The organism is Algihabitans albus, from assembly GCF_003572205.1.
Taxonomy (GTDB): domain Bacteria; phylum Pseudomonadota; class Alphaproteobacteria; order Kiloniellales; family DSM-21159; genus Algihabitans; species Algihabitans albus.
In genome coordinates, this window is record NZ_QXNY01000007.1 from 91619 (window position 1) to 104250 (window position 12632).

Annotated in this window: 12 protein-coding genes; 8 read left to right on the plus strand and 4 right to left on the minus strand. The window is 65.2% G+C overall.

From position 1 onward, the window contains the following. Positions 1-168 precede the first annotated feature (168 nt). Both ettA and DBZ32_RS19715 read right to left on the minus strand, forming a co-directional pair. Complete coding sequence (gene ettA, locus DBZ32_RS19710; protein ID WP_119168975.1) at positions 169-1842, minus strand: energy-dependent translational throttle protein EttA; 1674 nt, start codon at positions 1840-1842, stop codon at positions 169-171. Between the two features lie 180 nt (positions 1843-2022). Then, on the minus strand, positions 2023-4086 hold the full coding sequence (locus DBZ32_RS19715; protein ID WP_119168976.1) for a bifunctional lysylphosphatidylglycerol flippase/synthetase MprF: 2064 nt from the start codon (positions 4084-4086) through the stop codon (positions 2023-2025). A gap of 497 nt (positions 4087-4583) precedes the next feature. On the opposite strand from DBZ32_RS19715, the gene DBZ32_RS19720 reads away from it, so the two are divergent. From DBZ32_RS19720 to DBZ32_RS19735, 4 genes are all read left to right on the plus strand, one after another. Then, positions 4584-5315 (plus strand): class I SAM-dependent methyltransferase, encoded by a 732-nt coding sequence (locus tag DBZ32_RS19720; protein WP_119168977.1) that lies wholly within the window; start codon positions 4584-4586, stop codon positions 5313-5315. A 230-nt stretch (positions 5316-5545) separates the two neighbouring features. Further along, positions 5546-6280 (plus strand): substrate-binding periplasmic protein, encoded by a 735-nt coding sequence (locus tag DBZ32_RS19725; protein ID WP_119168978.1) that lies wholly within the window; start codon positions 5546-5548, stop codon positions 6278-6280. 71 nt (positions 6281-6351) lie between these two features. Continuing rightward, positions 6352-7839: a sensor histidine kinase gene (locus DBZ32_RS19730; protein ID WP_119168979.1), complete on the plus strand. Its 1488-nt coding sequence runs from the start codon at positions 6352-6354 to the stop codon at positions 7837-7839. A 77-nt stretch (positions 7840-7916) separates the two neighbouring features. Next, positions 7917-8357 carry a response regulator gene (locus DBZ32_RS19735; protein ID WP_208539332.1) on the plus strand — a complete coding sequence of 147 codons (441 nt, stop codon included), beginning with the start codon at positions 7917-7919 and terminating at the stop codon, positions 8355-8357. Between the two features lie 143 nt (positions 8358-8500). Here DBZ32_RS19735 and DBZ32_RS19740 read toward each other — a convergent pair whose 3' ends face one another. After that, the gene (locus DBZ32_RS19740) at positions 8501-9412 is read right to left on the minus strand and encodes a LysR family transcriptional regulator (RefSeq protein WP_119168981.1); all 912 of its coding nucleotides are present in this window, start codon (positions 9410-9412) and stop codon (positions 8501-8503) included. A 133-nt stretch (positions 9413-9545) separates the two neighbouring features. Between DBZ32_RS19740 and DBZ32_RS19745 the strand changes: the two genes are divergently transcribed. The 4 genes from DBZ32_RS19745 to DBZ32_RS19760 all read left to right on the plus strand — a co-directional run bounded on the left by DBZ32_RS19745 (position 9546) and on the right by DBZ32_RS19760 (position 12146). After that, on the plus strand, positions 9546-10250 hold the full coding sequence (locus DBZ32_RS19745; RefSeq protein WP_119168982.1) for a type 1 glutamine amidotransferase domain-containing protein: 705 nt from the start codon (positions 9546-9548) through the stop codon (positions 10248-10250). 184 nt (positions 10251-10434) lie between these two features. Then, entirely contained in the window at positions 10435-10851 is a 417-nt protein-coding gene (locus DBZ32_RS19750) for an antitoxin Xre-like helix-turn-helix domain-containing protein (protein ID WP_119168983.1), read from the plus strand. Then, entirely contained in the window at positions 10848-11558 is a 711-nt protein-coding gene (locus DBZ32_RS19755; protein ID WP_208539333.1) for an RES family NAD+ phosphorylase, read from the plus strand. The genes DBZ32_RS19750 and DBZ32_RS19755 overlap by 4 nt, the downstream gene beginning before the upstream one ends. A 45-nt stretch (positions 11559-11603) precedes the next feature. Continuing rightward, positions 11604-12146: a dihydrofolate reductase family protein gene (locus DBZ32_RS19760; protein WP_119168984.1), complete on the plus strand. Its 543-nt coding sequence runs from the start codon at positions 11604-11606 to the stop codon at positions 12144-12146. Here DBZ32_RS19760 and DBZ32_RS19765 read toward each other — a convergent pair. Continuing rightward, positions 12130-12630: an SRPBCC family protein gene (locus DBZ32_RS19765; protein ID WP_162906863.1), complete on the minus strand. Its 501-nt coding sequence runs from the start codon at positions 12628-12630 to the stop codon at positions 12130-12132. The genes DBZ32_RS19760 and DBZ32_RS19765 overlap by 17 nt on opposite strands. Positions 12631-12632 lie beyond the last annotated feature (2 nt).

Consider the following 12632-nt stretch of genomic DNA (forward strand, 5'->3'; position numbering starts at 1 on the left):
TCTCAGGTCCGCGCCGGTTGTGTGCGAGCCGGCTGTCGGCGGCGGCCGCCGCGCTTCGACTTCGCGCGGCATGAAGGTGGTGCGGGAGGGGCGTCGGGAGGCGGCATCGCGTGAGCCTGCCGCCATCTTTCAGACGCTCCTCCTTCACTGGACGTTGCGCTGGGCGCGTCAGCGCGTCAGGGGCTTGTACTTGATGCGATGGGGTTCGACGGCGGCGTCGCCGAGCCGGCGCTTCTTGTCTTCCTCGTAGTCCTGGAAGTTGCCCTCGTACCAGACCGCCCGGCTGTCGCCCTCGAAGGCCAGGATGTGGGTCGCCACGCGATCGAGGAACCAGCGGTCGTGGCTGATCACCAGCACACAGCCGGCGAAGTCGAGCAGAGACTCCTCCAGGGCGCGCAGGGTGTCGACGTCCAGGTCGTTGGTCGGCTCGTCCAGCAGGATCACGTTGGCGCCGGACTTGAGCAGCTTGGCTAGATTGACGCGGTTGCGCTCGCCGCCCGAGAGCTGTCCGACCTTCTTCTGCTGGTCGGGGCCCTTGAAGTTGAAGCTGCCGACGTAGGCGCGGCTGTTGACCTCGCGCTTGCCGACGGCGATCACGTCGGCGCCCTCCGAGATTTCCTGCCAGATCGTGTTGTCGGCGCCCAGCGTGTCGCGGCTCTGGTCGACGTAGCCCAGCTTCACCGTGTCGCCGACGCGCAGGCTGCCGCCGTCCGGCTGCTCCTGGCCGACGATCATCTTGAACAGCGTGGTCTTGCCGGCGCCGTTGGGGCCGATGATGCCGACGATGGCGCCGGGCGGGACCTTGAAGGAGAGGTCCTCGATCAGCAGGTGGTTACCGAAGCCCTTGCGCAGGTCCTGCGCCTCGATCACCAGGTCGCCCAGGCGCGGGCCCGGCGGGATGACGATCTGGCCGGCCTCCGGCGCCTTGTCGACCTGGGTGTTCAACAACTCCTCGTAGGCCTGGATGCGGGCCTTCTGCTTCGACTGGCGCGCCTTGGGCGACTGTTTGATCCATTCGGCCTCGTGATCCAGCTCGCGCTGCCGCGCCTTTTCCTCGCGCGCCTCCTGCGCCAGACGCTTGCGCTTCTGCTCCAGCCAGCCTGAGTAGTTGCCCTGGTAGGGAATGGCGCGGCCGCGGTCGAGTTCCAGGATCCAGCCGGCGACGTTGTCCAGGAAGTAGCGGTCGTGGGTCACGCAGCAGACGGTGCCGGGATACTCCTCCAGGTGGCGCTCCAGCCAGGCCACGGATTCGGCGTCCAGGTGGTTGGTCGGTTCGTCCAGCAGCAGCAGGTCGGGCTTCTGCAGCAACAGGCGGCAGAGCGCGACGCGCCGCCGCTCGCCGCCGGACAGGTTGGCCACCTTGGCCTCGCCCGGCGGGCAGCGCAGGGCGTCCATCGCGATCTCGATGGTGCGGTCCAGGTCCCAGGCGTCGGCCGCGTCGATCTTCTCCTGCAACTCGGCCTGTTCGGCGATCAGCGCGTCGAAGTCGGCGTCGGGCTCGGCGAAGGCGTTGCTGACCTCGTTGAAGCGGTCGACCAGCGCCTTCAGGCCGCCCAGCCCCTCCATCACGTTCTCGGCCACCGTCTTGTCGGCGTCGAGCTTCGGCTCCTGATGCAGATAGCCGACCTTGGCGTCCTTGGCGGGCCAGGCCTCGCCGTTAAACTCTGTGTCCTCGCCGGCCATGATCCGCAGCAGCGTGGACTTGCCGGTGCCGTTGAGGCCCAGCACGCCGATCTTGGCGCCCGGCAGGAAGTTCAGGTGCACGTCCTTCACCACGGTCTTGCCGCCTGGGTAGGTCTTCGACAGACCCTGCATGGAATAGACGTACTGGTAGGAGGCCATCAGGCGCGCCCTTCGCTGGTTTCGGTGGCTGTTGGGGAACGGGACCCGTTCGGCGCCGCATCCTAGCGACGCGGGGCCGGGCGTCAACGGGTGCGTCAAGGGGTGCGTCAGCGCAGGGTGTTGGCGGGGCGCATCAGCGGGGGAGGCGCTAAACGGAGAGGTCGGCCGGGATCTGCGGACTTAAGGGCCGCCCGGCGGTCCGATATCGCGGTTCGCCGCTCCCTCGGCGGCCTTTCCGCCTGCCGGCGCCACCTCGGGCGTCTTCCGACAGAGACGATAGGCCGCGAAGGCCGCCCCGATCAACGCCGGGCCCGGCCGGTGGGCCAGGTAGCGCGGTTCCCAGTCGGGCCGGAAGGTCGATTTGAACTGGCGCAGGCCCTGCAGGCTGTGGAAGCGGCCGCCGTGGCGGTAGACCGCGCTGCCCAACCGCTCGACCGGGCAGCTACTCTCCTCGAGTCCGCTCAGCGGGGCCATGCACAGGTTGAAGCGCAGCGCCCCGGCCTGCTTGGCCGCCAGGGCGGCGGCGGCGACCAGCGCATGCATCGTCCCGCCCGGTACGTCGCAGCGGGCGCGCATCAGGTCCAGTGCCCATTCCGACCCATCGCCGCTGATCCAGACACTGACGAAGGCGCAGCACTGTCCGTTCCGCCGGGCCTCGAAGACGGGAAAGCGGGCGAGGTAGGCGGGGTCGAAGTGACCGGTGGAAAAGGAGCGTTCCCGCCCGCGCTTGGCGTCCCGCCAGAGCCCCGCGACCTCGGCCAACGCGGCGAAGGGGGCTTCGCCGGGGGCGTGCCGCAGGATCTCCACGCCCGACTTCGCGGCCTGGCGCGTCTTGCGGCGCAGATCCCGCCGGCTGGAGCCGGCGAGATCGAAAGTCGCCAGGTCCAACACGGCCTCATGACCGATCCGCGCGGTCCGCAAACCCTGGGCGCGGCAGATCGCGGCGGCCTCCGGCCCGATCTTGTAGAAGACCGACCGGCGCGCGCCGGTCGCGGCGGCCTGGTGCCGGACTTGCGCGATCAGGGCGGGCCAGGTGTCGCGCCGTCCAACCGGATCGCCGAGCGCAACCAGCGTCCGGCCGCTTTGGCCGAACATGACGAAGCTCGCCTTGTCCCGGGAAAAGAAAAAGCGCTTGTCGCCCAGGAACGCGAGATTGGACTCGGCCCGATCGCTTATCTCGAAAGCCCGCGCGATCAGGGCGGGGTCGTCCGCCGTCGCGACGCTCCTATGCGCCGAGGGCTTGCGGCGCGGCGGCGCCATCGGAGGCCGCGGCCATGCCTTGCGCCGGGCTCGCCATTCGGTCCCGCCCAGTTCCGCGTCGGTCAGCAGCAGCAGGCCGAGGCAGAAGGGCAGGCCGTAGTAGACCATGCGGAAGCAAAGGATCCCGGCCAGAAGAGAGTCCATCGGCGCGTCGGGCAGGGCGATCAGCAAGACACCCTCGAAGGCACCGAGCCCGCCCGGCGTGTTGGCCAGGAGGCCGGCTGCCAGAGCCGCGATGTAAGCGGTCAGGACGAAGCCGACTCCGGCCTCCAGCTCGCCGGGCAGGAAGGCCCAGAGAGCCAGGCCCGCCGGAATCACGTCCAGCGCCGCCAGGCCGGTCTGGCGCAGCATCAGCGTCCGGTCGGGCAGGGCGACGCTTCGCCCGAAGAGAGACAGTTCGACGCCGCCGAGCGAGAGAAGCAGCCCGTAGATCGCGAGGGCCAGCAGGCTTCCCGCGATCACGCCGGAGCGCGAAACTCCGGCGATGGTCGCGACGGAGTCGCTGGCCAGCAGAGTCATGACGGCGAAGACGACCGTCAGCCCCATGAAGAAGCCGGAGGCGACCAGGGCCGAGGCCGCCGCCGCATCCCGGGGCGTGACGCCGTATCCGCGCAGCATCCGCCAGCGGGTGAGACCGCCGACCACCACCCCGAAGCCCAGCGCCTGTCCCATGGCGGTCGCGGCGAAGCCGGAGCGCAGCAGCGCCGAAACCGGCAGGGGCCGTCCCATCAGCCGGAAGGCAAGCAGGTCGTAGCTGGCGATGGCGAGATAGCTGAGGGCGGTCAGGGCAATGCCCAGCACCACCATGGTCAGGGAAACGCCGGCGATTTCCGCCAGCGTCGCGTCGAGATCGATCTCCTGAAAGCGGTCGCGCAGAAGATAGAGAGCCAGCAACAGGCAGAGCCCGGCGAACGCCGTTCGGGTCAGGACCCAAAGCGCCTCCGTACTGCTGTTCGAGCCGCGACCGACAGAGGAGTCCGACAAGGGCGTTCACTTTCTCAAGATCCTGTGGAGACAAGGATGCCTGGGGAACCTTTCGCGGCGGTAAATTCGATCGATCGCCGCGCCTATTCGAGCTTTCGGAGAAGATATGAGACAGTCTTCGCCAAATACGGGACGACCCCCCTTTCGATGAGAAAGAAGGATCCTTCTTTGCGAAGCGACGTGATGGGGAACGGCATCGAGACGCGGTTGGCCCGGCGCCCCGGTCGGTCAAGAGCAGGGCCGTATCGGTCAATGACGGCCTTTGCGCCATGCTTTCAATTTTAGCAATAACGCATCCGATATCTCACGGTCTGGCAGTATTACATTTTTTAGGTCTAACAAGAGCGGCTGGACGATGCGATTTCGTCACCCAAACACCACAGGGACAAAGGTAGTACCAGGGTTGGAAGAGCGTTCTAGACTGAGAAAGTCCTGGTTTCAGCCGCGATATTTCTTATACGAAAGCCACCGTCCACAAGGCAGAGACTGGCGAGATCATGATCTCCAAAGCGCGTATCAAGCGCCATCTGCTGCCGAATTCCTCGCGAGCCTACCTGCGCCGCTACAACGAGGATTTCGCGCGCGGGACCGCGCCGGGCATGCTGGTGCTCGATGCCGGGGCCGGGGATCAGCCCTACCGGCAGTTCTTCCACGACTGCACCTACGAGAGCGCGGACTTCGAACAGGTCGACAAACCCTACGCGAAATCAACCTACGTCTGCGATCTCTGTGATATCCCGGTCGAGGACGGGCGCTTCGACAGGGTCGTCTTCAATCAGGTGCTGGAGCATCTGCCCGATCCTCTCGCCGCGCTGCGCGAGCTGGGCCGGACCCTGAAGCCCGACGGCAAGATGATCTGCACCTGTCCTCTGTTCTACGAAGAGCACGAGGAACCCTACGACTTCTACCGCTACACGCAGTTCGCCCACCGGCACATGTTCGAGACGGCGGGCTTCGAAATCGAGCGCCTGGAATGGATGGAAGGCTACTTCGGCACGGTCGCCTACCAGTTCCAGGGCATGGCCAGCGCCCTGCCCGCCAACCCGAAAGCCTACCTGCGCCGGCCCTGGTGGCCGGTCCTCGCCTGGCCGCTGATTGTGGCGCTCAAGGGCGCCGCCTTCCTGCTCGCCGGTCTGTTCTACCGGCTCGACACCGCCTGTAAGATCACGAACGCCGGCTATCCGAAGAACTACGTGGTGATCGCGCGGAAGCGGAGCGGCGGGCGGTAGAGCCGGCGGCGGCCGGATTTTAGAGACAGACCTACCGTGAAATGGCTCGTATCCCGACGGCCGCGCCGGGAATTGGGGGCGTTCGGCGTCGTCCCGGAGAGTTTTTGCGGCTATTGAGATAAATTTCATTATTTTCCGGTATCCAGATCGACCGATGCTTCGTCGTTGCCGATGCTGATTGAACCGGAACTTTCCATCGGTATTCAAAGCCGAAACAGGATTCAACCGTGATGAGACCACTCCTTCTCGCGTTCGCCTTGCTTTTTGGGTGTCTCGGTCCCGCGCGTGCCGAGACGCCGATCAGGGTCGTCGTGGACGATTGGCCGCCTTTCGGGGGCGAGTATCTGCCGAACGGGGGGATTTCCCTGGATGTCATCACCACTGTATTGGAGCGCGCGGGGTATGACGTCACAACGGAAATTCTGCCGTTCGCCCGCATTCTGAACGGCGCGCAATCCGGAATTTACGACGTCGTCGGCAACCTGTTCCTGCAAGAGGAACTGCAGGCCTATCTCACTTACAGCGATCCTTTCTACGAGACCGAAGTGCGCTTCGTTCAACAGAAGGGACACGATCATGTCTTTACCGATGTCGAGAGTTTGCGGCCCTACTCGATTGCTGTCGGCGAGGGGTACCTCTACGAGGAGAGATTCGACAGTGCGGACGACCTCAACAAGGTCGTCGTCACCACGACGATCCAGGGCGTCAGAATGGTCGCGAGCGGTCGCGTCGATCTGACCTTGGACAGTACGGATGTGATCGACTACGCGATCAGAACCGACGATCCCGGCCTGGCGGATCAAATCGAGTATCTCCCCACAGTCCTTACGGCGCAGCGTATTCACATGGCCGTGCGAAGCGATTTCCCCGGTCGGGACAAGCTGCTTGCGGATTTCAATAGCGTCCTGGCCGACATGAGGGCCGATGGTTCGCTGGACAGGCTGCTTGAGAAACACCGTAACTAGGGTCCATCGGTTCCGCCCCGTGCGGTCGAAGGCGCCGGTACGATTTCGTTGGATGCAGAGTGACGAGACCGATGTCGACTTTGACGCTCCTCCACCAAGCGAAGAAACCGGCCGACCGGCTTGGACGCCGGATTGTCTTTCTCATCGTTCTGTCCGGTGCGCTCTTGTCGGTCTTATCGGCCAGCGCTCAGCTCTTTCTGAGCTACCAGCGGGACCGCGAGGAAGTTCTGCAGTCGATCGACGTGATCGAAGAGAGTTTCCGGGAGGGTTTCGAGAACGCCCTTTGGGAATTCAACTTCGACCTCGTTCAGACCCTAATGGACGGTATCTACAACAAAGCGGATGTCCATTTCATCGCTTTGGAAACCACTACCGGCCAGAAGTGGAGCCAGGGCGAGGCGTCCTCGACCGACCTGATCATGGACAAGCTGGATTTTCAGTATCGGCAGGAGGCCGGCACGGCAGTTCCGCTGGGCACAATGACAATCGGATTCAGTCTCGTGAACGTTCAGGAACGGGTCTGGGCCCAGTTCTGGACTCTGTTGTTCTCCAATTTCGCCAAGACCGCGTTGGCATCGATCATCATGCTGGCGATCTTCAACCATTTCGTGAGCCGCCATCTCAGGAGTATCGCAACCTACGTCGCGGGATCGTCCTGGCTGAACCGATCCGAAGCACTGAAACTGGAACGGTCGGGCGACGACCGGCAAGACGATCTCGACTACATCGTAACCGCGATCAACGATGCGAAGGCCCGCAGTGCCCAGGCCTACAAGGCCGTGCAGGCGGAGGTGAATCAGCGACGCCTCGCCGAGCGGTCGCTCGCCCGGAAGGCGGAGAACCTCGTGCGGCTCAACGAACTGCTGGTGCAAACGAACCGGGAGCAAGCCGAGTTCACCTATGCCATCTCACACGACCTGAGATCGCCGACGAATACCGTCGGCATGCTGCTAGACGAGCTGACCTTGTCGCATGGCGGAGTGTTCGACGACGATGCAAAGCATCTGATCGACAGAGCGCAGAGGACCGTCGGACGCATGGGTAAGTTGGTGGAAGACGTCCTGAGCTACTCCCGCACGATCGAGGAGGAATTCGCGCCCGAGGCGGTCGATCTGAATTTTCTGGCGCAGGAGATTCTGGAAGATCTGCAGTCGGATATCGCATCCACCAACGCAACAATCGATCTCGGCGAACTCCCCGTCGTTACCGGCAACAGTCTGCAGCTCAGACTGCTGTTCCAGAATCTCATAAGCAATGCGATCAAGTTCCGATCGGAGGACAGGTCGCCGCGGATTACTATTCACGCGGAGAGCGACCGAAAAGCCGGGAAGCGCAGCATCGTCATCTCCGACAACGGAATCGGAATCGCCCCGGAGTTTCACGATCGGATCTTCGGCCTGTTCCAGCGGCTGCACTCTTACGAGGCTTTCCCGGGCTCCGGCTTGGGCCTGACCCTCTGCAAACGGATCGTCGCCAACCACGGCGGCGCCATAGAGCTTCGTTCGGTTCCCGGTGAAGGAACCGCCTTCGAGTTTCCCCTACCGCTCTACATGCCTTGATCGATTCAGGTTTTCCGGGGCGCAAGACCACCCTCGGTCCCACCGCCTGCAGCGCACGAACTTAGGACGCCAATCACATGACTGCTCCAGACCTCCATCAAGCCGCATCGCGCCCGACCGTCATGTTGGTGGAGGACGACGAAACCGATCAATTGATCTACAAACGCGTCATCGCCCGCTCCGGCCTTCTGGGCGAGGTGGTATCCTTCTACTATGCGGATGAAGCGCTGGAGTTCCTGAAGCGCGAAGATCGCCAGAAGATCGACGTCATATTTCTCGACATCAATCTGCCGCGCATGAGCGGATTCGAATTTCTCGAGGCTGCCACGATCGAACTGGGAGAGAAGTTCGCCAAGGCCGTGATCGTGATGTTGACGACGTCGCTCAACCCCAAGGACCGCGCGCGCGCCGGCGAGTTCAAAGTCGTCAAGACCTTCATCAACAAGCCGCTCACCGCCGAGAACGTCCATGACGTCGTCGCGCTTCTGGAGCGGGACAAGGACGGCAGCCCTGTCTGAGGGCTGACGCCGGAGCTCCAGACCAGATAGTGATCGGTCGGACCCTCGTCTTGGGTCCGGCGATGACGTTAAATCCAGTCTCGATTCAAAGTGTGAGAGTCTGTTTCTTGGGATCGGCGGAACCGCAAAGCGAGTCCATAGGATCACAACAGGCTCTCGGCGGCGAGCATCTCCTGCAGCTTCTGGCGGGCGTAGAAGACGCGGGGCTGGCGCAGGGCCGACTTCGGCCAGGCGAGATAAAGCCGGTTGATCAGCGGAGCGGCCTTGCAGCTCAAAATCACCAGCCGGCGCCTGCGCAGGGACTCCGCGATCAGATAGTCCGGCAGGACCGTCCAGCCGCTGCCGCCTTCGACCAGCGCACGTAGAAACCGCAAATCGGGCACGACCACGGATGGGCGCAAGCTGCCGGGATCCCGGCCCTCGCGTTCGATCAGGCGGGCGATCTGGCTTGGCTGTTCGTCGTAGGCGAGGGGCGGATGGGCCAGGGCGGCCGTCAGGCTCCTGTCGGCGCGGCCTCCCGGACCCAGCAGCCGTGCCGCCCAGGCGGGGGCGGCGACGGGCAAGAGCCGTTCCTCCTGAATGACTCGGCAGCCGATCTCCGGCGAGACCGGACGCGAGGCGGTGATGGCGAGATCGACCTCGCCGGTCTCCAGTGCGCCGTAGATGACGTCGCGTCCACCCAGCGTGACATGGGCCGTAAGACCGAGGGCCGCGAGGGTGGCGATCGGCTCCACCATGCGGGCGTTCATGAACTCCGACGGGCCGGCGATGCGGATGGTGCCCTCGATCGCCTCGGCCCGGACGCGCAGCATGGCGAAGGTCGCCTCCAGCGTGTCGTAGCTGGGGCCGATGGCGGTGGCCAGTTCCTCGCCCGCCGCCGTCACGCGCACGCCGCGGGCATGGCGCTCGAAGAGGGGGCGGCCGAGCTGGTCCTCCAGGGTTCGGATATGGGCGGAGGCCGCGGGCTGCGTGATCCCCAGCGCCGCCGCGGCGCGGGATACCGACCCGCTGCGGCAGGTCTCGAGAAAGGTGCGGAGCGGAATGAAGGGCGTCATGGCTAGATATAATAATATCTATGGCTGAACGAAAATATCCTTCTTTGCCCTGATGCCTCGGCGTGCCCAGATCAGGGCTAGACGTAACAGCGTCGGCTGTCCCGGCGCGACACCTCATACAAGGAACATTCAGATGCCGAAGCGCGCTCTCATCGTCCTGACCTCCCACGCCAAGCTGGGTGAGACCGGCAAGCCGACCGGGTTCTATTGGGAAGAACTGGCGGTTCCTTATTGGAGCCTGCGGGATGCCGGCCTCGCCGTGGATATCGCCAGCGTCGAGGGTGGCGCGGCGCCGGCCGATCCGGGTTCCGAGGCGGAGGAGAACCGGCCCGCAGTGGTCCAACGGTTCTTGGACGACGCGGATGCCATGGCTCAGCGGCAGGCGACCCTGCCCATCGCCGAAGTCGATCCCGCCGCCTACGACGTTGTGTTCCTGCCCGGCGGACACGGGACCATGTGGGACTTCGCCCAGAGCGAGCGGCTGGGCGAAGTCGTGGCCCAGGCCTACGAGGCCGGCGCCGTCGTCGGCGCCGTCTGCCATGGTCCGGCCGGGCTGGTCGGGGCCGAACTCTCGAACGGCAAGCCACTGGTTGCCGGCAAGCGCGTCAACGGCTTCACCGACGCCGAGGAAGAGGCGGTCGGCCTGACCGAGGTCGTGCCCTTCCTGCTGGAAAGCAAGCTGCGCGCGCTGGGCGGTCTCTTCGAGGGCAATGCCGAGACGTTCCAGGCGCACGCCGTTCGCGACGGCCGGCTGGTGACCGGCCAGAACCCGCGGTCGTCCGAGCGGGTGGCGACGCTGCTCCTGCAGGCGCTCGCCGACATCCGGGCCGCTGCCTGAGGAGTGAACCTCCAAAGGTGACGCTGCGGGCTGCGGCCGTCGGATCGGAAATCTGTCCGGCGGCCGCGCGTCCGAGCCGGCGGTGTGCGACGGCGAGGTCGTGGTCGGGCGAGGCTGTGCTTGGATCGGCCTTGCAATTTGGCATTAACAGTCCTAATTTCTGCCAGATTGCAAAGGATAGCTTATGCCGGAACTCCGCCTCATCGACCGCAGCCGGGCCAGGCCCGAGACGCCCGAGATCACCGATGCCGAGGCGGCGGCCATGGCGCGGGCGGTGCCCAACCTCTTCAAGCGCTGGGGCGTCACCGACAGCCAGGCCTGCACTCTGCTCGGCGGGATTTCGGCACGCACCTGGGCGCGTTGGAAACTGGGCGGAAGCGGCCGGCTGCCGCGGGATCTACGGGCCCGCCTCGCCAACCTGATGGGCATTCACAAGGCGCTGCGTCTGATCTTCCGCGAGCCGGAGCGCGGCTATGCCTGGATCGCGGCACCCAACGCGGTCTTCGGCGGCCGCTCGGCCCTGCAAGTGATGCTGGGCGGCGAGTTGACCGACTTGATGCGGGTGCGGCACTACCTGGATGCGGAGCGGGGCGCCTGGTGAAGCCCGAGGCCCCGCCCGTCTCCCGGGTTCAGTGGCCGAGAACCTACCGCATCATACGCTCCCGCTTTCCGCCGATCGACCTGTTCGAGGACATCGCGGACCCAGCCGACTGGGACGCCATTGCCAGCGCCGAGAGCAAGACCAACCCGCGCGTCGCGGAGTCCGTCGGGTTGCTCGACCTTGTGCCGCCGGCCCGGCGCGTCGCCGGCGAAGGGGCAACCTGGCTGATGGCGCCCTTCGTTCATGTCTCCCCGGACCGCCGCAGCCGTTTTTCCGACGGCAGCTTCGGCGTCTACTACGCGGGCGACCGCTTCGAGGTCGCCTTGTTCGAAACGATCCACCACCACGGCCGCTTCATGAGCGCGACCGATCAGGCGCCGGGCTGGACCTCGGATTTCCGGGAACTCGTGGGATCGGTCGACCGCGCGCTCCACGATCTTCGCGACGCTGCGGATTGGTCCGACTGTCTGGACCCGGACGACTACGGCCCGTCGCAGGCCTTGGCCGCACGGCTGCGCGCCGTGGGGGCCGATGGCATCGCCTATCCCAGCGTGCGCTATCCGGAGGGAGACTGCGTCGCCGTTTTCTGGCCCGACCTGATTCCGATTCCCGTGCAGGCCCGGCATCTGGGCTACCATTGGGACGGAAGCCGCGTGGACCGGATTCGCGATCTGGGCAGCGGCGAGGTCTTCGCGGTGGAGGGTTAGAGGGCTGTCCGGCGCCGGCTTTTTCTTCAATCGCGGAAACCATCCATGACAACGGGTCACGTCTTCATCGCCACCAGTCTCGACGGCTTCGTCGCGCGCCGGGATCATCGGCTCGATTGGCTGATGAAGCAGAATACCGAGGGCGAAGATCACGGCTACGAAGCCTTCCTGGCGGGCGTCGACGGCTTGGTCATGGGCAGCGGCTCCTACAAGACCGTCCTGGGCTTCGGCGACTGGCCCTATGCGAAGCCGGTGATCGTCATGAGCACGTCCTTGTCCAGGGCCGATGTTCCGGCCGAGCTGGCCGACCGGGTGCGGGTCACGGATCTCGGGCCGCGAGACCTGATGCGGGAGTTGCAGGCCGAGGGGTGGAGTCGCGCCTACATCGACGGTGGACAGGTCGTGCAGTCCTTCCTGCGGGCCAATCTGATTCGGGATCTGGTCGTAACCCTCGTGCCGATCCTGATCGGCGAGGGGCGCCGACTGTTCGGAGAGATTGCCGAGGATATCGATCTCGACCTTCTTGGCGTGACGTCCTTCCCGTCGGGTCTCGTGCAGACCCGCTACAAGATCAAGCCGGCCCTGTGACGGCGGCGGCGAGCCAGTCGCCGAGCTGTTGGAAGGAGGCGTCCCAGCCGCCTCCCACGCCCTTGCGGCCATCCTCACGCAGAATGCCCTCGTGGCGCAGGTAGACATGGGTGCTGGCACCCTCCGCCCGGAAGCGGACGGTGACCTGCGAGCGGGGTGTCTCCTCGCGCCGGCCGTCGGCCGTCTCGCGGACGTGGCACCAGGAGAAACTGAGGCAGCTTTCGGTCTCGACCACGCTGTAGGTTCCCTGCAGGCTGGCCCGGCCGCCGTCGTCCTGCGACAGCACGAAATGCCAGTGGCCGCCGACGCGCAGATCCAGAGTTGCCGAGATCAGGCAGCCCTTCCCCTTTTCTCTTCCGGGACCGAACCACTGCACGATCTGCTCGGGGTCGGTCCAGGCCCGGTAGACTCGGGCCAGCGGCGCCCGAAAAAGGCCCTCCAGGACGACCGGTTCCTCCCCGACGGGACTTCGCAGAAAGCCCACGA

What these genes read in the sequence shown, in the direction of transcription:
- ettA (WP_119168975.1), bottom strand. Translation starts at nt 1,842, where the DNA reads ATGGCCTCCTACCAGTACGTCTATTCCATGCAGGGTCTGTCGAAGACC.
- DBZ32_RS19720 (WP_119168977.1), top strand. Translation starts at nt 4,584, where the DNA reads ATGATCTCCAAAGCGCGTATCAAGCGCCATCTGCTGCCGAATTCCTCG.
- DBZ32_RS19725 (WP_119168978.1), top strand. Translation starts at nt 5,546, where the DNA reads ATGAGACCACTCCTTCTCGCGTTCGCCTTGCTTTTTGGGTGTCTCGGT.
- DBZ32_RS19730 (WP_119168979.1), top strand. Translation starts at nt 6,352, where the DNA reads ATGTCGACTTTGACGCTCCTCCACCAAGCGAAGAAACCGGCCGACCGG.
- DBZ32_RS19735 (WP_208539332.1), top strand. Translation starts at nt 7,917, where the DNA reads ATGACTGCTCCAGACCTCCATCAAGCCGCATCGCGCCCGACCGTCATG.
- DBZ32_RS19740 (WP_119168981.1), bottom strand. Translation starts at nt 9,412, where the DNA reads ATGACGCCCTTCATTCCGCTCCGCACCTTTCTCGAGACCTGCCGCAGC.
- DBZ32_RS19745 (WP_119168982.1), top strand. Translation starts at nt 9,546, where the DNA reads ATGCCGAAGCGCGCTCTCATCGTCCTGACCTCCCACGCCAAGCTGGGT.
- DBZ32_RS19750 (WP_119168983.1), top strand. Translation starts at nt 10,435, where the DNA reads ATGCCGGAACTCCGCCTCATCGACCGCAGCCGGGCCAGGCCCGAGACG.
- DBZ32_RS19760 (WP_119168984.1), top strand. Translation starts at nt 11,604, where the DNA reads ATGACAACGGGTCACGTCTTCATCGCCACCAGTCTCGACGGCTTCGTC.